This is a genomic window from Streptomyces sp. NRRL S-495 (assembly GCF_000966955.1).
Classification (GTDB): domain Bacteria; phylum Actinomycetota; class Actinomycetes; order Streptomycetales; family Streptomycetaceae; genus Kitasatospora; species Kitasatospora purpeofusca.
Genome location: NZ_JZWY01000381.1, coordinates 1 through 25,169, shown reverse-complemented (window position 1 = coordinate 25,169; position 25,169 = coordinate 1). Strand labels below are relative to the sequence as shown.

Sequence of the window (25,169 nt, the reverse complement as noted above, 5' to 3'; positions counted from 1 at the left end):
GGCCCGGACGGCGGAGCAGTCGGGCGGGTTGCAGGCACGCATGGCGAACCTCCAAGGGGAGGGGCAGGGAGGGGGGAGGAACGTACGCCGAAAGCGGGCAGCAGGCGCCTACCGCCGCAGGGAACAGGCGTTACTGACGATCCGTCGGATCGACCTGACGGGACCATATCTCAGGCTCGTAGGAAATTTTCCATGGAACCGAGATATTCCCTCTACCGTGGTAACTCCGGCCGTAGATGGACCCACCTCCGACCGGCGCGGCAGACTGTGAACACCCCGGCACGGAAGGACCCCATGGCTCGACCGAACCCCACCCTCCGCCAACGCAGGCTGGGCGCAGAGCTCCGCAGAATGCGCGAACAGGCCGGCTTCGGCGGCAGCCAACTCGGCCGCGCCGTCGGGATGAACCCGGCCCAGGTGACGCAGATGGAGTCCGGGAAGATCGGCATCAGCGTCGACCGCCTGCGTACCATCGCGGCCGCCTGCATGTGCACCAACCAGCCGTTGATCGATGCCCTCGCGGAGATCATCACCGAACGAGGCAAGGCCGGCTGGTGGGAGTCGTACCGGGGCACACTCGCGGAGGACTTCCTCGAGATCGCCGAGCTGGAGGACCACGCTCACGGGCTCGCGACCTACGCCATCACGTTCGTCCCTGGGCTTCTTCAGACAGCCGGTTACGCCGCGGCTGTCTTCTCGCACGCGTACCCGCCTATTCCCCGGCACGAGATCGACCTCAGAACCGCCTTCCGGATCCAACGCCAACAGACGGTCCGATCCGGCGAAACGAAGTATTCGGCTTTCATCCACGAGGCTGCACTGCGCATGCAGTTCAGCGGCCCCAAGGTCCGCGCCGATCAGCTCGATGCCCTCATCGAGGACTCCGAAGCACCTGGCATCGCCGTTCGAGTACTGCCGTTCGACGCCATCGGCCTCCCGAGCCCCATCGACAACTTCACGTATGCCGAAGGACCGATCCCGGACCTCGACACGGTGCATACCGACACCGGCTTCGGAGTCCGGCGACTTGACGCCCCTGCCCACGTGGCAAGGTTCCGGGCCATCCTTGCCCAGATGGACTCGATGGCCCTTTCAGTAGCTGAGTCACGAGACTTCATCAAGTCCGTGAGAAAGGAAATGAACCGCACCCATGACTAACGGCACATGGCAGAAGTCCAGTTACAGCGGATCAAACGACGACTGTGTCGAGTTCCGGAGCGCGGACGCGCTAGTTGAGCTTCGTGAGTCCGAGGACGGCGAGAACATCCTCCGCACCACCCCCACCACTGTCGCCTCACTCCTCCTCGCCATCAAGGGCGGCGAACTCGACCACCACGCTTAACCCCAGTTCTTCCCGCCCACAGCGTCCACCCCAACCGCGAAAGGGAAGCAGTGACAGACACCCAATGGCAGAAGTCCACCTACAGCGGATCGCACGACGACTGTGTCGAGTTCCGGGCCGCAGACGCGCTCGTTGAACTCCGTGAGTCCGACGACGGCGAAAACATCCTCCGCACCACCCCCACCGCCATCGCCAACCTCCTCCACACCATCAAGAGCGGCGAACTCGACCACCACGCCTGACCCCCCAGCACCCCCGGCGCCCCCTCGCTCGAACCGAGCGAGGGGGCGCAACCACACCCCTCCAGCCCCGGCACCCGGCCCTCGGCACCCTGGTGTGCCCACAGCGGCTCTGACACCATCTCAGCTGGTGCACACAGAAAGTGCGCGAATCGTTCATCCCGGCTGCACAGATGCAGCCACCGGACGCCGAGGGGATCCCAGAATGTCAGCGAAGACCTTACGGAGCCGCATCCCGCATCTACTGACGGCCGTGCTGCTGCTCCTGGGGCTGATGACCGCCGCAACCGCCCAGGCGCAGGCCGCCCCCCAGCGGCTCACCGCCGGCACGACCATATGTTCCAACTCGCCCATTCCGGCAGGGTGGGTCGTCACGGGCTCCTACCCCAACAACGGTTGCGCGGGCGCCGGGTACATCTACACGATCCTCGACACCAGCAACCTGACCAGCGTCACGGTCTGCTCCATCTCACCCATCCCCGCCAGTTGGGTGATCACGGGCTCCTACACCACCAGCACCTGCGCGGGCACCGGCTACGCGTACACCCTCATGAAGCTCACCACCCAGACCACCGCCACGGTCTGCTCCTTCTCCCCCCTCCCCGCCGGCTGGGTCGTGACGGGCTCCTACGGCACCGGCACCTGCGCGGGCAGCAACATCGCCTACACCATCCGCAGGCTCTGACGGACCCTCGGAGGGTGTTCCCACTGCGCCCTGGTGCCACTCCAGCATCTCTGACACCATCTCAGCCGCGACGAACAGACAGTGAGCGAATGGTTCGTCTCGGTTGCATCGCCGCAGCCGTGGAACGTCGAGAGGACTCGAGGCCGACATGAAGACCGCACGGAAGCACGTCCCGCACCTGATAACCGCCGTACTGATGCTCCTCGGCCTGATGACCGCCGCGAGCGCGCCGGCCCAGGCCGCCACGCAGCAGGTCACCGCCAGCGCGAGCATCTGTTCCAACAACCCCATCCCGGCCGGGTGGGTCATCACCTGGTCGTACAGCACCAACGCCTGTCCGGGCACCGGCGTCGGCTACAACATCACCGATTCGAACGGTGCGACCAGCCTCAGCGTGTGCTCCATGTCGCCGATCCCGCCGAACTGGGTCATCACCTGGTCCTACAGCACCAACAACTGCATCGGGACCGGCGTCGGCTACAACATCGCCAACGTCACCAACTCCACCAGCGCCAGCGTCTGCTCCATGACGCCCATCCCGCCGAACTGGGTTGTCACCTGGTCGTACAGCACCAACGCCTGCGTCGGGACCGGCGTCGGCTACAACATCGCCAACGTCACCAACTCCACCACCGCCTCCGTCTGCTCCTTCACCCCGATGCCGCCGAACTGGGTCGTCACCTGGTCCTACAGCACCAACAGCTGCGTCGGCACGGGCGTCGGCTACAACATCGCCAAGATCACCACCCAGACCACCGCCTCCGTGTGCTCCTTCTCCCCCCTCCCGGCGGGCTGGATCGTCACGGGCTCCTACAGCACCAACAGCTGCTACGGCAGCGGCACCGGCTACTACATCCGCAAGGCCTGACACCCCTCGCTCCGTGTGCCCCTCGCTCCCCCGGAGCGAGGGGCACTCCCGTGCCCACCCGTCCCGACCAGGTCTTTCTCCGCTCTGATATCACTGGGAGCCTGCCACCAGCCCCCTGCACAGCACCACAGAACGGACCGGCCCCATGGACGACGGGACTACCCCCGTACCCGGCGGCTACTGGGACCCGCTGCCCACCGCCCGACGGCTGCTCGCCGAGAATCCGTCGCTCGACCAGTTCGGCGGGCTCTGGGCGGGGCGCAACTGGCGCAACGTCCCCGGGCCGTTCTACGGGGCGGACACCGACACCATGCAGATGGGGCGGCTCGACGCGCCGTTCCACATCGCGTACGACGACGAGTTCGGACCGTTGGACGGGCAGGAGTTCGTCTACCGCCAGCCGACCGACGCCGCGCAGACCAAGGACCTCCTCAGCGGCTGCTTCTTCGGCCACGGCGGCTTCGCCATGGACGGCGACGAGCACTGGACCGACGCCTCCGTGCGCGAGTGGTGGCAGGAGCGCGGGCGGGTGCGCGAGTGGGCGATCACGACCTCCGACCGCTGGTCGCGGGTCCACGGCCAGTACCGGGAGCACTACCGGGACGCCGCGCAGGGGCTGCGCGACTACCTCGCCCACCTGGACGGCGGGCTGAACGAGTACCTCCGGAACTACCTCTTCCACCTCACGGAAGGCCGTTCGCCGCTCCCCGGCGAAGCCCGCCCCATACTGCTCCGGCCCCGCAGACCCGCCCCTCCCCGCACCACGGACCCCCTGCTCGCGGGCTACTTCGTCGCCGCGCCGGAGTCCCTGCACGGCTCCGGGATACCCCGCACCGAGCTGCTGACCACCGCCTCCGCCTGCCTGATCGACCAGCTCCCGCAGGACGGCTGCTGGTTCGCCACCCCGGCCGAGGCCCTGGCCGCCTGCGCGACCGTCGCGGTCCCCGCCGACGCCCGGCTGTTCGCCCTGCTCGTCCCCGGTGACCACGCCTACGCGCTCGTCACCGACATCCGCGAGGCGGAGACCTACGAACCGGTCCTGCTCGCCCACCTCGACGGCCCCGACCCCACCCCCGAGCCGGCCGACGGCGGCCGCGCCCTCGGCTGGGAGGTACTCGGCTACGACCACGGCATCCTGCACACCTGGCTCTGCAACAACCTCCACAACGACGCCGTCCGCGACCTCGGCATCACCACCGACAACCACGGCCTGCTCCCCGACCGCACCACCGCCGAACGCCTCGCCACCTGGGCCAACGCCCGCGACGACACCAAACCGGTCACCTGGTTCCCGGCCACCCTGCTCACCTGGGACATCCCCATCGAGACCACCTTCGTCCCCGTCGCCACGGCGCAACCGGCCCCCACCCCCTGGTGGCAACGCCTCGCCGACCTGTTCTGAGCCCGAGACGCCCCACTATGGTCAGCCGCGAGCCGCCACGTAGCCGGCGAACGGCACCGCATGGGCGAGTGCCGTTCGCCTCAGCTCCTGGCACTCCTCCACCCGGTCGTCGGCCAGTTCACGGTTGATCTGCGTACCGTCGGCGCGGAAGTTCAGCCGCACCACCGAGGAGTCGTCGAACATCCACCAGTCCTGGAGCGGAATCCCGAAATCCTGTTCGGTGACGTCCAGGATCCGGATGTCCTCGCCCGCAGCGATGTTGCCGGGGATGCCCCAGGCGAACTGGTAGCGCTGGTAGTCGGTCAACGGCTGCCGCACCACTCGCACCCGCCCGATCGTCCGACCGGAGGAGACGAAGCCCCGCACCCTCGCGTGCCACGCCGCATTGTGCTCGGCGGGCTTCGGCTCGCCCCGCAGGAATCGGGCGACGTTCTCGGCCTCGCGCGGCATCGTGTAGACGGGCTGCGCTTCGAGTCGGAACGCGCTGCGCCGGTAGCCGTCGAAGTGCTTGCGCCACTGGTCACCGTCCAGGAACACGGACAGCCTCCTCCCAACCGGCGGCCGCACACGGGACCCGGCAGGTACGACGCTACGGACGGAGGAGAGCACTCGTCCACCAGAACCTGGAAGGATTCTCCTTTCGGGCCAAAGGACTTGATCGACACCGCTTAGCTGAAGTACCCGATCAGCCCGCGCTCCCTCCCTCAAGGTGTGCCAGGACCGCCGCCGCGCCGTCCTCCTTGGCGATGGCGTGGGCGAGTTCGGTGGCGCGGCGGCGGTGGGACGGCTCGGTGAGGCTGTCGGTGATCGCGGCGGCGAGGGCTTCGGCGGTGAGGTCCGCGAAGGGCAGGGAGCGGGGCGCGACTCCCAGTTCGCACAGCCGGGCCGCCCAGAACGGCTGGTCGGCCATGACCGGAACGGGCACGGCGGGCACGCCGGCCCGCAGGGCGGCGGCCGTGGTGCCCGCGCCGGCGTGGTGGACGGCGGCGGCGGTGCGCGGGAACAGCCAGTCGTGCGGGACGTCGCCGATGGCCAGGATGTCGTCGCCGTAGCCGCTCAGCCCGGCCCACCCGGCCTGCACCACCGCCCGCACACCGGCCCGCTTCACGGCCCCGGCCACCAGCTCGCCGAGCCGCTCGCCCTCCCCCACCGCCATGCTGCCGAAGCCGATGAACACCGGGGGCGGGCCGGCCTGGAGGAAGTCGACCAGGTCGGCCGGGGGCTGCCAGCCGTCCGGCCGGGCGGACCACCAGTAGCCGGAGGCGTCGACCCAGGACGGCCAGTCCGCGGGGCGCGGCAGCACCGACGGGCTGAAGCCGTGGAAGACCGGCCGGACGCCCGACAGTGCCGAGGGCCCCTGGGCGGGGAGCCCGAAATGCGACCGCAGCCGGGTCGCGGCGCCCGAGAAGACCCCTTCCGCCCGCCGCACCACGTCCCGACCTGCGGCGAGCCTGCCTTCCGGCCCGCCGAGGTCGCCGCGCGCGCTCGGCAGCGCGAACTCCCCGGTGGGAACGGACGGTACGAGGTAGGTGCCGATCACGGGAATGCCGAGCGCCTCCCCCGCCACCCTCGCCAGCGACGCCGGACCGAAGGCCGTGAGCAGCACATCGACGCCACCCTCCACGGCCTGCGCCACCCCGTCGGCGAGCCCGTCCGCGTACGCCCGCGTCAGCGCCTGGACTTCTTCGCGCGACCCCGCCCGGGCCCAGTCCCGGATCAGCCCCTGCGGATCCCCCGGCACCGCCCGGAACCCGAGACCGCACCCCCCGATGAGCGCCTCGAACGCCGAATGCGCGGCCACCGCAACCTCGTGCCCCGCCTCTTGCAACCTCCGCCCCAGCCCCGTGAAGGGCGCGACGTCTCCTCGTGAACCGGCGGTGATGATCAGAGCACGCATGCGGCCGATTCTCCTCCCTCGCCACGGCCCCTGTCGCCGAACGGAGTTCGTGGAAGGCTGACCACCATGAACGAGGTGTCGGACGATCAGGACGTACGGAGCTTCTTGGCATCAATCAACGTCGGTGACCTCTGCGACGGCGTGGTCACCGAAGTCACCCGTTCCCAGGGAGCGGCGGTGACCCTGGACGGGTTCCCCGCGAGACCACTGGGGTCGGTCGGCCCCCTGGACCTGCCCTGGGGGGACGCCCGGCTCGACGCCCTGGAGGTCGGCCGGCGGATCACCGCCGGGGTGACCACCGTCGACCTGGCCGAGGGCGTGGTCCGCCTCTCCATGGCGGCCGCCGCACACCCCGAGCTATGGGCGTTCCTGAAGGGGCTGGAGCAGGACGAGATCCTCTCCGGCACGATCGCGGCGATCGAGTCGTTCGGCGTGTTCGTCGCCCTGGACGACGGCCCCGCCCACCCGGTCTTCCCCGGCGTCGGCTTCATCACGTACCCCGAACTGGCGTGGCAGCCCTTCCAAGCAGCGGCGGACGTCGTGCGGATCGGGCAACGCGTCTCCTGCGCCTTCCTCCAGTTCGACACCTGGAACGGCGAGGCCCGGCTGTCCCTCCGGGCCACGCAACCGGACCCCTTCCGGGACTTCGCCGCCGACAACGAGGTGGGCGGGACCTTGCCCGGAGAAGTCACCAGGCTGATCCCCTTCGGCGCTTTCGTGCGAGTGGCCGAGGGAGTCGAAGGGCTGGTCCCGCTCGAGGAGATCGCGTCGACGCCCGTCGAGAAGCCCGAGGACATCCTCCGGGTCGGTGAGGACGTCACGGTCGTCATCACTGGACTCGATCGGGAGCGGCGGCGCCTGCTGCTGTCCCTCCGGCGCGCCTTGCCCGGCCCCGCCGGATCCGACCACTGAGTACCCCGAGTGGGAAGTCGGCGAGTCCGACTTCCCACTCCGCCCGACAACCCGCCGTCCCCGCTCCCCAGAAATCCGATCACCCGCCGTCCCCGCTCCCGCGAACTCCGATCACCCGGGGGCTCCCGCGCAGGGAGTCGACCGGGTCGAGGCCACCGGCCCGGATGCCCACGACCCCTGACCACCGCGCCCCCGCACCACGGCCGGCGTCAGCCCAGGCTGTGCCGCAGCCGGTACTCCACCGCCGCGCCGCCCCCGGCCAGCGCCACCGCGGCGGCGTGCCGGGGCCCCGCCGGTACATCGGTGACGGCCCAGCCGGCCGGGCGGCGCGCGGGCTCGGCGGTGCCGAGGTAGTCGGCGGCGGGCGGGCGGCCGAGCCCGATGCCGAGGCCCTTGAGATAGGCCTCCTTGCGGGTCCACAGCCGGGCGAAGGCGCCGGGACGGTCCCCCGGCCGGACGCCGGCGAGTTCGGCCTGCTCGGCCGGGTGCAGCGTCGTGGCGAGCACCTCCACGCTGTCGGCCGCGGGCAGCGGCTCCACGTCCACGCCGACGGGGGCGTCGGCGAGGCCGATCAGCACCCGGCCGCCGCCGTGGGAGAGCGAGAAGTGCAGGTCTCCGGCAGGGGCTCCGGCCGGGTCACCGGCCAGCCGCGGCCGCCCGTGCGGTTCGGCGCAGCCGGGGCACGGCTCCCGGGCGAAGGCCAGTGCCGCCGGGGCGAGCCCCAGGCGTCGGCCGAGGACGTGCCGCAGCGCGACGTGCGCGGCCAGGTAGACGGCCCGGTCGGCGTCCCGGACGAAGCGACCGGCCCGCCGGTGCTCCTCCTCGTCGAGGCCGTCCAGCTCGGCCGGTCCCACCGGTACGGCGGCGGCTTCGAGCAGCCACAGCTCGACCGCCCCCGGGTCCTGCGCGTTCATCCCTCCCCCTTCCCCCACACCCACACCGAACGACGGCGGGCGGCCCGGTGTCACCGGACCGCCCGCGTCGGCGTACCCGCGCGCGTCACCTGCCGACGCGCGCCTCGCGGAACGGGCCGGGGCTGCCGACCGGCGTGGCGACGGCCTCGCCGACGCCCTGCTCGCCCAGCTTGTCCAGCACCGACTCCAGCAGCTCGGTGTCGCAGTAGATGTGGAGCTCGGTGATCTTGCCCCACTTGATCCGGACCACGTGCACGCCCTGGTTCGAGTAGCGGTTGCCCTCGCGGTCGGTCAGGTGGTCGACCCACTCGGCGAAGGCCACGGTGTCCCAGGGCCAGCCCTTGGCGACGACCTTCTTCAGCTCGAAGCGCAGGTCGGGCATGACCTCCGCCAGCCGGTCGTACCACCGCTGGATCTGCTCGGCGGTGTCGCGCCCGCCCGACAGCGCGTGCGCGCCGGAGAACCAGTGCTCCGCGTCGGGGGTGAACTGCCGCACGATGGCCGCATAGTTGCCGCGGTTGACGTCGGCGAACGAATTGCGGAGGTTGCGCCGGACGATGGCGTGGTACACGTTTCCACCTCTGGTCGTAGAAAGGCCGGTCGATAGTGGTGACGGTGCGTCAAAACCTTACGACTTCTCGACGGCCAGCGGCGGCGCCCCGCCCTCACGGAGCCCGAATCGTTCGTACAGCCACCGGAGCGGAGCCGGGGCCCACCAGTTCCACTGGCCGAGCAGACGCATCAACGAGGGCACCAGCAGCGCCCGGACGATGGTGGCGTCCAGCAGCACGCCCAGCGCGGTGCCGAGCCCGAGTTCCTTGATGAACACGATCTCGGAGGTGGCGAGCGCGCCCAGGGCGACGCAGAACAGCACCGCCGCCGCGGTGACGACCCGGCCGGTGCGGCCCAGGCCCTGGGCGACGGACTCGGCCTCGCCGACCCCGGCGTCCCTGGCCTCCTTGATCCGGGCGAGCAGGAACACGCCGTAGTCGGTGGAGAGTCCGAAGACCATCGCGAACAGCAGCACCGGCTGGGTGGCATCCAGCGCGTTCTGCGCCTCGGTGCCGAACAGCCCGGCCCCGTGGCCCCATTGGAAGACGAAGACCAGGATGCCGAAGGTCGCGGCGAGGGTGAGCAGGTTCATCAGCACGGCCTTGAGCGGCAGCACCAGCGAGCCGGTCATCAGCAGCAGCACCAGCATGCTGGTGAGGAAGACGATCAGCGCGGCGGCCGGGAGCCGGCCGGTGAGGCTGTCCTCCAGGTCGACGAAGGTGGCGGTCTGCCCGCCGACCAGGACCTCGTCCGGGCCGGAGAGCGCCCGGACGTCCTTGACCAGGGTCTGGCTCTCCCCGCTGAGGCCGGGCTCCCGGGGGGTGACCTGGAGCAGCCAGGTGTCCGCGTTCAGCGCCACGGCCGGGGTGACGGCGGCCGCGCCGGGCAGGGCCGCGATCCGGTCGCGCAGCGCGTCCACCCGGGGCTGCGCGCCCGCCGTGTCGCCGCCGGCCGCGACCACGACCTGCACGGACTCCAGCGGGTCGGCGGGGAAGTCGGCGCGCAGGGTGTCGGCGACCGAGCGGCTGCTCGTACTGGTGGGCAGCGAGGACGGGCCGACGGTGGTGAAGGCGACCTTCAGGAACGGCAGTCCGAGCAGCACCAGCAGCGCGCCGGCGCCGATCGCGACCAGCGGGGCCCGCCGCATGACACCGCGGGCCAGCGCGAACCAGCCGCCGTCGGTGTTCTCCGGCGCCTCCAGCGAGCGGCGGAACCGGGCCGGCGCCAGGAAGTCGATGTGCCGGCCGAGCAGCCGCAGCATCGCGGGCAGCACCAGCAGCGCGACCAGCAGCGCCGAGGCGGAGACCAGCAGGCCGCCGACCGCCATCGAGTAGAGGAAGCGCTGGCGGAAGACGAACAGCGAGGCCATCGCGGCGCTCACGGTGAGCGAGCTGAACAGGATGGTGCGGCCGGCGGTGTGCAGGGTGACCCGGATCGCCCGGTCGATGTCGGGCTCGACCGTCATCTCGCTGCGGAAGCGGGAGACGATCAGCAGGCTGTAGTCGATGGCGAGGCCGAGGCCGAGCGCGGTGACCAGGTTGAGCGAGAAGATCGACATCGGGGTGAACTGGTCGACCACCCGCAGCCCGAACAGGGTCAGCACGACGTTCAGGCCGCCGATGACCAGCGGCAGCGCGGAGGCCACCAGACTGCGGAAGATCCACAGCGAGAGCAGGAACAGCACCGGGAAGGCCAGGAGTTCGGCCCGCTCCAGGTCGTGCTGGACGGTGCTGACGACCTGGTTGCCGACCACCTCGCTGCCGCCGAGCTTGACCGCGGCGTCGCCGTCGAGCCGGTCGGACAGCCGGTCGACGGCGTCCTGGTAGTGGTCCTCCGCACTGTCCTTGAGCCGGCCGACCACGATCGTCCGCTGACCGTCCTTGGAGACCAGGTTCTGGTCCTGGGTCCGGTAGTAGGTCAGGACGTCGGCGAAGGTCGGGTCCCCGGCCATCAGCCCGGCGACCTTCTCGACCTCCTCCCGGGTGCGGGGGTCGTCCACCGGGGCACCGGTGTCGACCAGGGCGATGATGCCGCCGTCGCTCTGGATGCCGGTGGCCGCGCCGATCCGGTCGTCCGCCCGGACGCTGCCCGACCCCGGGGTGACGAAGTCCGGGTTGCCGCCGGTCAGCGATGTGACGACGGGCGCGCCGATGAAGGCCGCCACCGCGGCCACCACCACGGCGCACAGCACCATCACCCGGGCATGCCGGTTCGCCAGCCGTGCGATCAGGTCCATCATGCGTGGCTCCTCAGCCGGTTCGCCGCCGGCGCGTTGGCCTGCTCCGCGGGGCCGGTGCCGCCGGCTCCGGCCGCGGTGCCGCGGTTGCGCACGGCGGGCGGCGGGTCGGCGTTCATCCGGCGGACCAGCTTGCGCAGCAGGGCCCGGTAGGAGAAGTGCTCGACCTGGAGCCAGTGCCGCTCGGAGTCGTAGTACTGGATGCCGCCGTTCAGCTCGGCCGCCGCCATCGGCGTGGACTTGGCCTGCTTGAACCAGGACGCCCGCCGCGGGTCGGTGCGCAGCAGGTGCAGGTAGCGGGCCATGAGCTGGGACTGGTAATCCATGATCGGCCAGTTGCCGGTGGAAGTCTGGAAGTAACCGATGACAAAAAGGTTGTCGTACTCAGGGTGGAACGCACTGAGGTGCAATTGCGGAGTGCGCCCGTTCCAGTTCAGGTACTTGCGATCGATGAACGGGAACTCGGTCATCCGGTAACCGGTGGCGTAGACGATCACGTCGTACGCCTCCTCGCTCCCGTCGCTGAACTTCACCCGGTCCCCCCGGAGTTCGGCGATGTCCGGCTTCGCCCCGATATCACCGTGCCCCAGGTGGTAGAGGAGCGTCGAATTGATGACGAAATGCTCCTCCAGCAACTTGTGCGACGGCTTCGGCAGTCCGTACTGCTCCGGCCGTCCGGCACTGTTGAGGCGCAGGAAGAGACTACCGAAGAAGCGCACCACCGGCCGGGGCATGCGCCATTTCAGGACGTTCTCGTAGAGCACGTCGGTGGGCATCCCGAACAGGTACTTCGGCCAGTAGTAGCAGCCCCGGCGGATGCTCAGCGAGGTCGACGCGGCATTCTGCGAGGACTCCACCGCGATGTCGCAGCCGGAGGTGCCGCCGCCGACCACCAGCACCCGCTTGCCGCGCAGCGGCTCCGGGTCGCGGTACTCGCAGGAGTGCAGGATCTCCCCGTCGAACTTGCCCGGGTACTCCGGGGACCGGGGGCTCCAGTTGTGGCCGTTGGCGATCACCACCCCGGCGTAGCGGCGGACTTCGCCCCCGTCGAGGGTGACGAACCAGTCCGGCGAGCCGTCCCGGCGCTCGATCGACTCCACCGTGCGGCTGAACTCGACGTGTTCGTACACCCCGAAGTGCTCGGCGTAGGAGCGCAGATAGGCGTGCGCGTGCTCCCGGCCGAGGTAGGTCGGGAAGTGCGCCGGAATCGGGAAGTCGTCGTACTGGATGTAGGGCTTGGACGTGATCAGGTGCACCGAGTCGTAGGCGGCGCTGTAGGTGTTGCCGCCGTACCAGTTGCCGCCCACGTCGTCGGCGCGCTCGATCACGTCGAACTCGATGCCGAACTCCCGCAGGTTCTTGCCGGCGGACAGACCACCTGCCCCGGCGCCCACGACGCAATAGGCCTTCGACCGGTCAACGATCGTGGTCAACGGATCCCCCTGGTGGTGTCGTGCCGTGCCCCGGGGCACGGTGAATTGGTCGGTACCGGGCGGCCTCGGACCGTCCGGTGTCAGTGGTGGCGCAGGCCGGTCACCCGGAGCACCACCGGGCACGGTTCGAAGAGTTCGACCGGGTGGTAGCCGGTCCAGTCGCGGCCGTCCGGGGTGCCGACCAGCAGGACGGTGCCCTCCCCGGCCGACGGCGCGACGGACAGCCGCTCCACCGTGAGCCGCCGGACCCGCCCGGCCGCACCCGCTGCACCCACCGCACCCGCCGCACCCGCGCCGGGCGCCTGGGCGAGCCACGCGGCCCGCAGCAGGTTCTCCAACTGGTTGAGCGGCAGGGCCGAACCGGGCGCCGGCGAGGCGAGCAGCAGGTCCGCCGTCCGCCCCGGCTCCGCCCGCCCGTACAGCCGGCCGCCCACCGCGTCCCGCTGCCAGGCCGCCAGCCGGAAGGCGTGCCCGCTCCAGCTGAGCGCGCCGCCCGGCGCGGGCGGTGCCACGTCCTCCGCCCCCAGGGCCCCGGTCGGCGGCAGCATCGCCTGCTCCGGCGGCAACTCACCGGCCCGGTACACCAGTTCGGCGGTGGCCAGCCGCCGCCCTTCGCGCTCCAGGGTGACCGCGACCCGCCAGCCGCCGTCCTGCGCCCAGCGGCCCTCGGCGTGCCGGGTCAGCACCGCCGTCCGCCGGCCGGGGCCGACCCGCAGCTCCGCCAGGTCCACGTCCAGGTCCCGGAGTTCGGCGAACCGCAGCTGGTCCCCGTTCTCCGGCAGCACCCAGTCACCGGCCGCCCGCAGGTACTCCAGGCAGAGCGAGACCGGCAGCGCGGGCTCGCCGCCGACCCGGAAGTCGTCGCAGCACGGCAGCTCCCCGGCCGTCAGCAGGTGCTCCGTGGTCAGCGCGGCGTACGGCCGGAAGTCCAGCGGCTCGCCCAGGTAGTAGCGGCTCGCGGCGAGCCGCTCGATCCCGGGCAGACCGGTGTCCTGCTGGTAGCCGCGCAGCACGGACGGCAGCATCGCCGGACCGACGTCGCCGATGAACGTCGACTCGCCGCTGCCGCCGGAGAACAGCTCCCGCTTCCAGTGGTACAGGCCCTCACGGACGTCCACCGCCGACATGTAGCGCAGCGTGGCCTCGTAGTTGGTGATCATCCCGAGGCGTTCCCAGGTCGGCCAGCAGACCGTGGACACCGGCGTCCGCCGGACCCGGCCCGACTGCTCGCCGTCCTGCGAGGCCCACAGCCCGAGCCGGCTCAGCGCCTCGTTGGCGGCCCCGTAGTCGAGCTGGCCGACCATGCCGCCCCAGCGGCCGGTCAGCGAGCCGACGCTGCAGAAGAACGCCAGCGGCGGCCGGTCCGCCACCGCCCGCAGCAGGTTGAGGAAGCCCCCGACCTTGACCCGGACGACCAGCGAGACGATCTGCTCGGTCTTGCCCGGCAGCCGCACCGGCACGTCCACGCCCGCGTTGTGGACGACGCCGGCCAGCCGGTCGCCGGCCTCGTCGACCAGCCGGGCGACCTGCGCAGGATCGGTGATGTCGCACTGCACGTAGTCGATCCGCAGACCGTCCTCGCGGGCCGAGACGAGGTTGGCCCACAGCTCGCGCTCCTGGGCCAGCTTCTCCAGCTCGCCGCGGACCTGCGGCACCCGGCGGGCGGCCACGGCCTCCCGCAGCCGCTCGTCCCGGTAGCGCCGGAACTCCCGCTCGTCGAACGCCAGCGCCGGGACGGCGGCCGCGTCGGGCACCGCGCCACGACCGCTGACCACCACCCGCGCGCCGAACTCCTCGGCGAGCGAACGGGCCAGCGCGTAGCCGATGCCGCGCCCGCCGCCGGACATCACCACCGTGTCGCCGGGCCGCAGCGCGCGGACCGGCGGGGCGGGCTGGGCGTGGCGGGCCCGCAGGCTGTAGCGGCGGCCGCCGTGATGGCCGATCTCGAACGCGCCCCAGCGGTACAGCTCCCGGCTCACCAGCTCGCCGATCTCCTCCGCCGAGTGCTCGGCGGTGAGGTCGAGGATCCTGATGTTGCAGTTCGGGACCTCCCGGGGCAGTCCCTTGGCGAGCCCCGCCCACAGGCCGCCGAGCGGCTGCTCGACCCGGTCCGCGCCGAAGCCCATCCGGCCGCCCAGCCAGGTGACCGGCAGGTAGAACAGCCGCACCGCGTCGGTCTCGGTGATCCAGTCCGCGAAGCAGGCCTGGAGCATCGCGACCGTCTGCCGGAACGGTGCCTCCCAGCCGTCCGGGCCGCTGCGGTCGAAGGGCTCCTCGAGGTTGAGGTCGACGATCCCGTCGATCCGCCCGGCCGCGGCGAACAGGGCCGCCGCGGCCTCGGCGAAGCCGCCGCGCTGCCCCTCGGCGGGCGGGGCGAGCCGGTGCGCCCGCGCCCCGGCCGCGGTGAGCGCCGCGGCGACCGCGGCGGCGGTGGCCTCCCGGCCACCGACCACCGCGATCGAGCGCCCGCGCAGCCCGGGGGCGGCGCCCGGCGGGAGCGCGGCGGTCTCCACCGGCTCCCACACGTGGCGCCGCACGGGGCGCACCGATCCGTCCTGCGGGTAGTCCACCACCGGCGGGGCGAGGGCCTCCGCGAGGGTGATCGGTTCCTTGAGTGTCATCGGCGTGTCATCGCTTCCTGGGCTCCACGACGAGGCGGATGCCGTCCACCGGGCGGAAGGACACCAGCGTGCCCAGCGTCAGCGGGTGGTCGGGGACCAGCCGCAGCCGGAAGCGCTGGGCCACCATGGCCAGCGTCAGGTGCGTCTGCACCAGTGCCATCTGGTTGCCGATGCACTTGCGCTGGCCCCCGCCGAACGGGAAGTAGGCGTACCGGGGCTGCTGGGCGCGGTTCTGCTCGGTGAAGCGCTCCGGGTCGAAGCGCTCCGGGTCGACCCAGTAGTCCGGGTGCCGGTGGGTGACGTACGGGACCATGAAGACGCTGCCGCCGGCCGGCACGTGCCAGCCGTTGACGTCGTCCTCCGCGACGGCGTCGCGCGGGTACACCCAGATCGGCGGGTGCAGCCGCAGCGTCTCGTCGGTGACCATCCTGGCGTACGGGAGCTTCGGCAGGTCCTCGATGGTGGGCGTGCGCCCGCCGAGCACCTGCTCGACCTCCTCGTGCAGCCGCTCCTGCGCCTCCGGGTCCTTGGCCAGCTCGTAGAGCGCCCAGGCCAGGCCGGTGCCGGTGGTCTCGTGGCCGGCCATGAAGACCGTCATGATCTCGTCCCGGACCTGCTGCCGGGTCCACTCGCCGCCGCTCTCGTCCCGGGCCTGGAGGAGCAGGCTGACCAGGTCGGTCAGCCCCTCGTGCCGGCCGTCCCGGTGCGCCTCGACGATGCCGTCCACCACGTCGTACATCACCTTGCGCGCCTGGCGGATGCGCCGGTTGTACGGGATCGGGACGAACTCGGGGGTCAGCTGGTTGAGGGTGCCGCGGAAGACCATGGCCTCGATGGAGGTGACCATCGCCGGCCCCACCCGGTCACTGAGCGGGTGGAGGTCGGTGTCGAACATGACCTTGCCGAGGGCCCCCAGGGTGAGGTCCATCATCTCCGGCACCACGTCGATGCCGGCCTTGTCCGACCCGCCCTGCTCCCAGCGGTCGAGCACCAGGGCGGTGGAGTCGGTCATGGTGGTCGCCATGTTGTCGATCGCGGTCTTGTGGAACAGCGGGTTCACCACCCGGCGGTGCTGCTTCCACTCCTCCCCGTCGAGGGTGAGCAGGCCCATCCCCATGAAGATCTTGAAGGCGTCGTAGCCCTTGCCGCGGATGTAGTTCTGGTTGTTGTCCTGGAGGACGTACTTGATGTTGTCCGGGTGGTAGTTCAGGTGGACGGTGAAGTAGCCCAGCGGCAGCCGGACCATGTCCCCGTAGGCCCGGCTCAGTTCGGTGAACAGGGCGGGCGCGTTGCGCTGGAACTTGCGCAGGTTGCCGGGGACGGTCCGCAGTCCGCGCGGCCCCGGGGCGGGGCGGGCGAGCCGCGCGACGGCGGGCGCGGGGCGGCGCGCCGGGCGGCGCTCGGGCGCGGCGACGACCGTGGCCACCGCCGTACCCGGCTCCGGGGCCGGCTCCCCGCCGTTCTCCTTGCTCGCGGTCACGTCGGTGCTCGCCTTCCTGCTCGTGGCGTACTGGGGGTCCGTGGCCGCCGGCGTCGGCCCACCAGCCGCGCCGGCCTCAGCTTTTCCCATCGCCGTCACCACCTCACTGGCCTCGGCGGGGGCCGCCCCGGGATCTGCCGCCTCGGGTTCCGCTCTACCGGTACCGGTACCGGTACCAGGACCGACCGCCCGGGCGGCGGCCGCCTCGGCCACCTCCTCGGGAGTCACGAACTTCCCGGTGCTGCGGTCGAGATAGCCCATCAGCGTCCAGTCCAGGTCCTTCATCTGGATCAGGATCCGCCCGTCCGGACGGACGGCGACGAAACGGTTGCCGCTGCCCGCGTTCCGCCCGTCGGCCTCCGCCCCGGGCAGCACCGCGTACAGGTCGACCCGGCCGTACCGGGCCGCGACATGGCTGTCGCCGCCGTGCTCGTAGACGTCGATCCGGCCGATGCCCAGCGGGGCCGCGAGCGGGATCAGGTCGCCGTCGACCAGGGCCAGCACCCCGGTCCTGGCCAGCCCGTCGAGCAGCACCACCGGGATCCCGAAGCTCCCGAAGACCCGGTGGTCGGTGGGCAGTTCGAGGTTGTAGGTGGCGCGCTTGCCGTCCGGGTGCAGCCGGGTGTCGGTGGTCGACACGAACAGGTCGGTCAGCAGCACCGGGGAGCCCGGGCTGTGGTACGGGTCGGGCACCGGCGTCTCCGCGGCCGGGTGCCAGGCCTTCCAGTGCGGCGCGTCCGGCAGGTCGCCCGCCAGCAGCACCCGCACCTCGAAGTGCAGCCGGTCCTTGACCAGTACGGTGCCGTTGGGCGCCACCACGTCGTGGGTGATCCGCACCGCCACCACGGCCTGGCCGAGATCGGCCCGCCGCTCCACCAGCTCGGCCCGGATCCGCTTCCGCAGCCCGGCCCGGTCCGACTCGCGGACCTTGAGGAAGTGGTGGAAGCGCAGGTCCTCGAAGGCGTACACCTTGAGGTCCGGCACCAGCCAGGAGGCCGCCTCGAAGGCGATCTCGGTGACGAACGTCCCCGGCAGGGTGGGCGCGTCGCCGACCTTGTGGTGGCGCAGGTAGTCGTCCCGCTCCAGGTCGAAGACCCGCTCGAAGGTGACCGAGTCCGTGCCGCGCTCGACCACCTCGCCGAGGTAGAACGGCAGCACCTCCGGCTCCACCGGTCCCGCCGCGGCCGGCCGCTCCGGGCGCACCGGCTCCAGCGGCACCGCGGAGTCCGTACCGCCGCGCGGCGCCCCCGGGTTGAGGAAGCCCGGCAGCAGCCGGTCGACCGCCCGCCGCTCCGCGTCACCGAGGTGCACGGTGTACGGCGACGGCTTGGCCAGGTTGAGCTCGCGGACGAAGTGGTGCACGCCCTCCGCGGTGCTCATCGCGGAGTACAGGCCGCTCTTCTCGAAGTACGCCTTGGTCAACTCGTTGGCGCCCAGGCCGACCTCGCCCCACAGGGTCCAGCCCACGGTGAACTCGTGGATGCCCAGCACCTGCTGGTGGTAGGTCGCCGCGGCCCCGAGGAAGTCGTTGCCCGAGGCGTAGTCGGCCTCGCCGACCTGGCCGGTCATGCCCAGCAGCGAACCGAAGTTGCACCAGGCACGCGGCAGCCGGCCCCGGAGGGCGTGCTTGAGGTTGAAGTAGCCCAGCACCTTCAGGTCGCGGACCTGCCGGAACTCCGCCAGGCTCTTGGTCGCGATCGGCGCCGAACGGTTCAGCCCCGCCGCGTTGACCAGCAGGTCGATCCGCCCGGCCTCGGCGTGGATCCGGTCCATCGCGGCCGTCACCTGCTCGCGGTCGGTCACGTCGCAGGGCACGTAGTGCACCGCGCCCGCACCGCTGTGCTCGGCGATCCGGCGCAGGTTGGCCCGGATCACCCGCGCCTGGCCGATCCGCTCGTACGCGCGGTTGAGCTGCGCGGGGTTGCGGCCGGTCCGCAGCGCCAGCTGCTTGCGGATGTAGTCGGCGCGGCCCTTGGCGAAGGCCTCGTCGTCCAGCTCCAGGTACTCGGCCGGGTGGGAGTCCACCGGGTTGCTGCCGAGCACGTACACCCGGGGCCGGAAGTGCCGGGCGACCTCGGCCAGCAGCTCGGCGGTGATGCCCCGCCCGCCGCCGACCGCGACCACGACACTGTCCGGACCGAGCGTCGCCTCCCCCGGCGGCAGCAGCTCGCCGGGCTCCTCGGCGAGGGTGACGGTCAGCCGCCGCCCGCCGTCGTGGAAGGCCGAGGGGACGCCGCGCCGGAACGCCGACTCCCGCTCCGCCTGCGCGACCCCGGTGGCGGCCTCCCGCGCCCCGGTGATCAGCGCGTAGGTCAGGCACTGCGGCGCGTACTCCAGGTGGATCACCTTGAACAGGCCCGTGAACATGCCCGTGAAGGGGTGCGGGGTGCGGTCGGTCATCGCCCCGAGGAACAGCCCGACGCAGCTCGCGCCGCCGGCCTCGTCGGCCAGCGCCTCGTGCCGCTGCTGCACCGTCAGGAAGACCAGCTCGTGCAGGGCGCTCAGCGCCTCCGCCTCCGCCGGACCGGCCGTGTCCGCGCCGGACAGGTCGGTGACCACCCGGATGTGCCGGATCAGCCGCCGCGGGTCCGCCTCGTCCAGCAGCCCCGCCAGCGCCTCGGCGTCCGGCACGTGCCGGACCCCGGGACCGCCGGGCACGGTGGACAGCACCAGGGTGCCGGCCGGCGCCCCGGCCGCCGTCACCGTCTCCGGCCGGTCGGTCAGGACGACGGTGGGCTCCGCGGGCCAGAACGACAGCTCGGCGCGGACCGGCTCGCCGGGCGTCTCGGTCAGGCCGGGCACGTGCCGGCTCACCACCAGCGGGTGCCGGTCGTCGTACAGCCGCTCGTCGTAGAACGCGGACGGCACGTGGAGCTCGGCCTCGGGCGCCGGCACGGCCGCCGACAGCGGGGCCGAGACCCGGACGCTGAGGTCGGGCGCGCCGTTCTCGCCGCGGCAGACCACCAGCGCGTCGCGCCCGGCCGGCTCCTCGGCCAGCACCTGGAGGATGCCGATCGCACCCTCGGCGCCCAGGTAGCAGACCTCCCGGCCGGGGCGGACGGCCCCGCACTCGACGGTCGGCACCGGCCCCGCGGCCGAGGCCGGCTCTCCGGCCGGCTCCGCCTCGGCGAGCGGGGTGTCCAGGTAGCCGAGCACCTCCAGCCCGGCCGCGGCGGCGGTCTCCTCCGTCACCAGGGCGAACAGGAAGGCGCCCTCGGCCAGCACGCTGCGGTCGTCGAGGGCCTCGTCCAGCAGCTGGCGCACCTCGTCGGTGCTGTTGCCGTTGATGCCGCCGACCAGCGCCATCGTCAGCTCGCCCTGCCGCAGGTAGCGGATGGCGACGTCGATCGCGCTCAGGGTCGAGGTGAACCCCGTGTCGACCGTCATGTTGAGGCCCTTGAGGTCGAAATAGTTGGCGACCCGGGCCGGGATCACATTCGGCATCATGCCGGGGAAGGAGTCCTCGTTGGACGGCGGGACCAGCCGCCGCACCTCGGTCCTGAGCAGCTCCAGCGCCTCCGGCAGCCACGGCGCCGAGGCCAGCGAGGCATCGGCCTTCAGCGCGATGGTCAGATCGTCCAGGTAGCAGCGCAGCGCGTAGAGCGTCGCGTTGCGGGTCGCCCCGAGGTGGCCGAGCACCACGCCGGTGGTCTCGCTGTTGTCCTCCCAGAACGCACCCAGGCTGTCGCGCAGCCGGTGGGCGCACTTGAGGATCATCAGCTGGCAGCGGTCGATGCCCCGCATCATGCCGGGGGGCATCCGCACCTGCTGGAACGACGGCAGCGGGTAGGTGTCGCCGAAGGACACGTCCTCCGGACCGGTCCGGCCCAGCCAGGTGGCCAGCTCGTCGGCGGTCTCGGTGCCCGGCACGTGCGCCGTCCGGGCCACGATCGCGATCCGCTGCGGCTTCACCTGCTCGGTCCGCGCCGGCAGCGGGAGTCCGGACGGCGCCTTCGGCGCCGCGGGCGGCTCCTGCACGACCAGGTGGGCGTTGGTGCCGCCGAAGCCGAAGCCGGAGACGGCGGCCGTGCGGCGGCGGGCGCCGCGCGGCCAGGGCACCGCCTCGGTCGGCACGACCAGGTTGGAGCCGCCGATCGCGAAGTCCGCCGGGGTCTCGGTGAACCGGTGCTGCGGCGGGATCGCATCGTGCCGGAAGCCCAGCACGACCTCGATCAGCGAGGCCACGCCCGCGGCCCAACCGGTGTGCCCGATCACCGACTTGTTGGAGGTGACGACCACCGGGGCACGGCCGGGCTCATGACCGCCCAGCGTCTCGCGCAGGGTGGTGAACTCCGCCAGGTCGCCCGCCGGGGTACCGGTGGCGTGGGCGACGATCCAGTCCGGCCGCACGTCGTCCATGCCCGGCCGGTCCAGCGCGCGGCGGATCGCCAGCTTCTGGCCGGCCGCGCTCGGCGCGTAGATCGCCTTGCCCTTGCCGTCCGAGGACGAGCCGAAGCTGCGCAGAGTGGCCAGCACCCGGTCGCCGTCCCGGCGGGCCCGGCTGAGCCGCTTGAGCACGACGGTCGCGGCGCCGTCCGAGAACAGCACCCCGTCGCTGTCCTTGTCGAGCGAGCGGACCTCGCCGCTCACCGACAGGCCGTTGAGCTTGGCGAACAGGATCGACCCGCGCGGGCCCACGGCGAACGAGCCGCTGCAGACCGCGATGTCGTGCCGGCCCTCCAGCAGGCCCTTGAGGCCCAGGTCCACCGCGTAGAGCGAGGAGGAGCAGGCGGTGTCCACCAGCAGCAGCTCGGCGGAGTCCGGCAGCACGTCGCGCATCGCGTTGAGCCCGACCCGGTGCGGGAAGAAGTGCAGCGGCTCGGGGCCGCTGCGCGGGTAGTGCCCGGCCAGCCGCCGCTCGACGGTGGCCAGCGCGGCGGCCCGGTCCGCCCCGGACAGGCCGAGACCGTCCAGGATGGGCGCGATCCGGCCGAGCACACCGGCCCGGACGGTCGCCTCCTCCAGGTGCTGGCTGCCGTCGGCGGTGTAGCCGACCAGGAAGGAGCAGCGGTCCTCGGGGTTGTGCCGGACGCCCTCCATGGCCTGGAGCAGCGAGTGGCGCAGCCAGAGCGTGGTGGACTCCACGGCGTTCGGGTCGGTCCCCGCCTCGGCCAGCTCGCGGGCCAGCTGCGGGTGCGGCACGAAGTCGGTGATGAAGGCCGAGCGCTTGGAGTAGGTCTTGTCCTCGTCGCGCTTGTCGGCCGAGTGGAACTTGTCGTTGTCCCACCGGTCGGCGGGGATCTCGACGAACCGGTCGGCGCCGTGCATGAGCTCGTGCCAGTACTCGTCGAGGTCGTTGGCGCCGGGCACCACGATGCCCATGCCGACGATGGCGATCTCGTCGTCCTCGTCGAAGGCCTCTTCCTCGACCGCCTCCTTCGCGGCCACCGGGGCGACCGGGGCCGGCGCGACCGGGGCCGGCGCGACCGGGGCCGGCGCGGCCTTGACCACCGGCGCCTGACGCGGGGTCACCGCGGCCTGCACGGCGGCGGTGACGGGTGCGGCGACCGGGGCGGGCGCGGTCACGGTCACGGGCGCGGTCACGGCGGCGGTGACCACCGACGCGTCCTCCGACTCCTCCACCGGCTCCCCGACCGGAACGGTCGGCGGCACCGGCTCCACCAGCGCCCGCGGCGGCGAGAGCAGCGCCTGCCCGGTGGACAGTCCGCCGTCCGCCAGGATCACCTGGCCGGTGATCCAGCTCGACCTGGGCGAGGCCAGGAAGGCCACCACCTCGGCCAGCTCCTCCGGGTGGCCGAGCCGCCCCATCGGAGTGGCCTCGACGGTCGCCCGCTGCATCCGCTCGGCGTCCGGGAAGAGGTCCACGACCTCGCTGTAGAGCATGCCGGCGGCGGCCGTGTTGACCCTGATCCCGTCCCGGGCGTAGTCGACGGCCAGGTAGCGGGTCATCGCCTCCACCGCGGCCTTGGCCGGCCCGCAGGCCAGGTAGTTGGCCATCACGAACTGGCCGCCGCCCAGCGTGGACAGGTTGACGATGCTGCCCCCGCCCCGCCGCGCCATCAGCGCGGCGGCGCGCTGGGCGCACGCGAGGCCGCCCTTGAGGTTGGTGTTGAGGGCCCGGTCGATCAGCTGGTCGGTGACCTCGCCGCCCGGCACCAGGGCGCCGTTGGCGGCGTTGTTGACCAGGATGTCGAGGCCGCCGAAGCGCTCCTCGATCTCGTCGAACATCCGGTCGACCTGGCCCCGGACGGCGACCGACGCCCGGATGACGTACGCCTGGCCGCCGGCCCGCTCGATCTCCTCGGCGGTCTCCCGGGCGGGCCCGGGCGAGTGCAGGTGGTTGATGACGACGAGCGCGCCGTCGGCGGCGAGACGCTTGGCGATGACCTTGCCGACGTTCCGCGCCCCTCCGGTGACCAGGGCGATCTTTCCCTGCAGTTCCTGGGACACCTCGCTCACACCGATCCGCCCGAGGCGATGATCAGGTCAGCGATCTTGCCCAGGGTGTTGTAGGCGGCCGGACGGACGTCGGACGGCCGGGGCGGCAGCTCGTAGCGGTTGCCGACGCGCACCAGCAGCTCCGTCTGCTTCACCGAGTCGACACCCAGCTCGGCCTCCAGGTCGGTGGCCTCCTCGAACACCTCGGCCGGGTACTCCAGCGCCTCGGCGTAGATGTCGGCGAGCTGACGGACCAGGGTGTCCCGGTCCACCGCCACCGCCGGCACGGCCGCGGCGCTCAGGTGGCCGTTGACACTCCCGTTCGCCGCGCCGACGCTCGGCTCCTCCTCCTTCGCGCCCAGGTAGGTCAGGTAGGCCTCGCGGGCGAACGCCCGGACCTCGACACCCCGACCGTTCCAGAACGCCTCGAAGTCCTCGGCCGGCACGTCGGACAGCAGCGCCGCCCGCAGCTGGTCCGCCGAGGAGCCGCCCGAGCCCGCCGCGACCGCACCCACCGAGGCCAGCCGGTCGAGCGCCTGCCGCAGCACGGCGGCGCCCCCCGCCTCCGGCAGCAGGGTCGGCACGGTGGTGACCGGCGACTCCACGATGCGGCCGGTGATCCGGCTCAGCGCGTCCAGCGCGCCGCTCTCGACGAACACCGACACACCGGTGCCCGCCAGCTCGCGGACGGTGTCGCCGAAGCGCACCCGGGCGGTGAAGTGCCCGGCCAGCAGCTCGGTCAGCCGGTCCGCGTCCTCGTAGGCGCGGCCGATGATCGGCGAGTGCACGGTGGTCTCCAGCGGACGCTGGCGGATGTCCGCGATCCGCGCGGCGAACTTCTCCGCCGCCGGGCCGAGCAGCGGGCTGTGGAAGGCGTACGGCGACTTGAGCCGGGCGAAGTCGATCTTCAGCACGGCGGCCAGCCGGCCGATCGTGTCCAGCGTCTCGGCCCGACCGGACAGCACGGTCTGGCCCGCGTGGTTCTCCACCGCGATACCGGTCAGCGGGTCGCCGACCAGGTCGACGAGCCGCTGCGCCCGGCCGGCGTCGGTGCCGATGGCGGCCATGTAGGCGTCGCCCAGACCGGCCTCGCGCAGCGCGATGCTCCGGTGGCAAACGATCTCGGCGCCCTCGGCGGGCGTGAACGCGCCCGCGGCGACCAGCGCGGCGATCTCGCCGAGGCTGTGGCCGATCAGAACGTTCGGGCGCAGACCACGGGCCCGCAGGACGGCGTAGGTGGCGGTGGACACCGCGTAGATCGCCAGCTGGAGCGCCTCCGGGGCCTCCCGGAGCAGCTGCTCGGTGTCCGGCGTCCGCGTCGCGAACAGCTGGTCCACCGCGCGGTCGCCGAGCAGCGGACGGGCGGCGTCACCGATCTCGGCGAGGACCGGTCCCACCTCGGGGAACTCGTCCCGCAGGTCGGCGAGGGCACGGCCGTAGAACGCACCCTGCCCCGGAAAGAGGACGGCAATCGAAGTTTCAGGCATGACGCACACTTCCCCCATACTCATTTGCGTGATCAGCTGCACCGGCGGATCGCGCCGCATTTCCTTGACCGATGAGACCGTATTCATGCCCCAACACTCGAGAGAGGCGATTCCGGTTAATCTTCGGTTAACTCGAGAACGCGATCACAGCCGAATTCGATGCCTTCGGACACGGCATTGAGGACGCCATTGTCCGGAAATGCATCCGGAGGTCCGGCTCGGCGGCGCACCCTGGCGGCGCGCGAAACGTCCGAGCAACTGGCCTGCAACAGAACGCCGTTGGAGTCCGTCGACCCCCCACGACGTCAGGCGGTCGTCACCGCCCCCTACCGCTGCCCACCAGTCGAACAAGTGGAATGACCGACTTCGGTTCCGCAATTGTCAGCCACTGCCACATTCAAGTTCTTCTTCCCCCGTACCGCTGCGTGCCGAAGCACACCCTCATACTTGTTTCACCCTAGGAATGTGCCTGACGGCAAGTCAAGTACTTTCTTGGGCGACCGGTCGGTAACATTCCTGACCTGCACCGGAGCCCCGTGCCGACTTCGTCACAACCCTCATTTCGCCAGGCCATGTCAAGTTGTGCGCCACGAAAAAGCGCGAAACAGAAACGCTTCTGCCGCTACTTCCGGAAGCGGTTCCCGAAGTCCCCCGACAACCTCCCCGAACCCCCGCCCAATCGACGCACACCCCGCCCTCCCC

Annotated in this window: 16 protein-coding genes; 7 read left to right on the top strand and 9 right to left on the bottom strand. The window is 71.8% G+C overall.

All coding sequences use genetic code 11. The annotated features are described in order from the left end of the window. Nucleotides 1–192 precede the first annotated feature (192 nt). From VR45_RS20245 to VR45_RS42485, 6 genes are all read left to right on the top strand, one after another. Nucleotides 193–1,158 carry a Scr1 family TA system antitoxin-like transcriptional regulator gene (locus tag VR45_RS20245; protein WP_078896680.1) on the top strand — a complete coding sequence of 322 codons (966 nt, stop codon included), beginning with the start codon at nt 193–195 and terminating at the stop codon, nt 1,156–1,158. Next, nucleotides 1,151–1,342 (top strand): DUF397 domain-containing protein, encoded by a 192-nt coding sequence (locus VR45_RS20240; protein ID WP_045941208.1) that lies wholly within the window; start codon nt 1,151–1,153, stop codon nt 1,340–1,342. Before VR45_RS20245 ends, VR45_RS20240 begins: the two co-directional genes overlap by 8 nt. A gap of 50 nt (nt 1,343–1,392) precedes the next feature. Further along, complete coding sequence (locus tag VR45_RS20235; RefSeq protein ID WP_045941207.1) at nt 1,393–1,584, top strand: DUF397 domain-containing protein; 192 nt, start codon at nt 1,393–1,395, stop codon at nt 1,582–1,584. Nucleotides 1,585–1,834: 250 nt separating this feature from the next. Continuing rightward, on the top strand, nt 1,835–2,266 hold the full coding sequence (locus VR45_RS20230) for a hypothetical protein (RefSeq protein WP_045941206.1): 432 nt from the start codon (nt 1,835–1,837) through the stop codon (nt 2,264–2,266). Nucleotides 2,267–2,414: 148 nt separating this feature from the next. Beyond that, nucleotides 2,415–3,134, top strand: a complete 720-nt coding sequence (locus tag VR45_RS20225; protein WP_045941205.1) for a hypothetical protein — start codon at nt 2,415–2,417, stop codon at nt 3,132–3,134. A gap of 145 nt (nt 3,135–3,279) precedes the next feature. After that, nucleotides 3,280–4,536 (top strand): hypothetical protein, encoded by a 1,257-nt coding sequence (locus tag VR45_RS42485; RefSeq protein ID WP_052709229.1) that lies wholly within the window; start codon nt 3,280–3,282, stop codon nt 4,534–4,536. A gap of 21 nt (nt 4,537–4,557) precedes the next feature. On the opposite strand, the gene VR45_RS20215 is transcribed toward VR45_RS42485, so the two are convergent. Both VR45_RS20215 and VR45_RS20210 read right to left on the bottom strand, forming a co-directional pair. Further along, a complete protein-coding gene (locus VR45_RS20215; RefSeq protein WP_045941204.1) occupies nt 4,558–5,073 on the bottom strand; it encodes a DUF6879 family protein in 516 nt (171 codons plus the stop codon). Between the two features lie 148 nt (nt 5,074–5,221). Then, nucleotides 5,222–6,433: a glycosyltransferase gene (locus VR45_RS20210; RefSeq protein WP_045941203.1), complete on the bottom strand. Its 1,212-nt coding sequence runs from the start codon at nt 6,431–6,433 to the stop codon at nt 5,222–5,224. A gap of 66 nt (nt 6,434–6,499) precedes the next feature. Between VR45_RS20210 and VR45_RS20205 the strand changes: the two genes are divergently transcribed. Beyond that, nucleotides 6,500–7,345 carry a S1 RNA-binding domain-containing protein gene (locus VR45_RS20205; protein ID WP_045941202.1) on the top strand — a complete coding sequence of 282 codons (846 nt, stop codon included), beginning with the start codon at nt 6,500–6,502 and terminating at the stop codon, nt 7,343–7,345. Nucleotides 7,346–7,554: 209 nt separating this feature from the next. On the opposite strand, the gene VR45_RS20200 is transcribed toward VR45_RS20205, so the two are convergent. The 7 genes from VR45_RS20200 to VR45_RS20170 form a co-directional block, all read right to left on the bottom strand. Next, on the bottom strand, nt 7,555–8,259 hold the full coding sequence (locus tag VR45_RS20200; protein WP_052709228.1) for a 4'-phosphopantetheinyl transferase superfamily protein: 705 nt from the start codon (nt 8,257–8,259) through the stop codon (nt 7,555–7,557). 85 nt (nt 8,260–8,344) lie between these two features. After that, nucleotides 8,345–8,830 (bottom strand): nuclear transport factor 2 family protein, encoded by a 486-nt coding sequence (locus VR45_RS20195; RefSeq protein WP_045941200.1) that lies wholly within the window; start codon nt 8,828–8,830, stop codon nt 8,345–8,347. Nucleotides 8,831–8,887: 57 nt separating this feature from the next. Further along, nucleotides 8,888–11,050 (bottom strand): MMPL family transporter, encoded by a 2,163-nt coding sequence (locus VR45_RS20190; RefSeq protein WP_045941199.1) that lies wholly within the window; start codon nt 11,048–11,050, stop codon nt 8,888–8,890. Then, the gene (locus tag VR45_RS20185; protein ID WP_159394277.1) at nt 11,047–12,480 is read right to left on the bottom strand and encodes an NAD(P)-binding domain-containing protein; all 1,434 of its coding nucleotides are present in this window, start codon (nt 12,478–12,480) and stop codon (nt 11,047–11,049) included. The genes VR45_RS20190 and VR45_RS20185 overlap by 4 nt, the downstream gene beginning before the upstream one ends. Before the next feature lie 80 nt (nt 12,481–12,560). Beyond that, a complete protein-coding gene (locus tag VR45_RS42480) occupies nt 12,561–15,101 on the bottom strand; it encodes a KR domain-containing protein (protein ID WP_052709225.1) in 2,541 nt (846 codons plus the stop codon). Nucleotides 15,102–15,108: 7 nt separating this feature from the next. After that, on the bottom strand, nt 15,109–23,001 hold the full coding sequence (locus tag VR45_RS20175) for a cytochrome P450 (RefSeq protein ID WP_052709224.1): 7,893 nt from the start codon (nt 22,999–23,001) through the stop codon (nt 15,109–15,111). Further along, nucleotides 22,998–24,467: an acyltransferase domain-containing protein gene (locus tag VR45_RS20170; protein ID WP_159394276.1), complete on the bottom strand. Its 1,470-nt coding sequence runs from the start codon at nt 24,465–24,467 to the stop codon at nt 22,998–23,000. The genes VR45_RS20175 and VR45_RS20170 overlap by 4 nt, the downstream gene beginning before the upstream one ends. Nucleotides 24,468–25,169 lie beyond the last annotated feature (702 nt).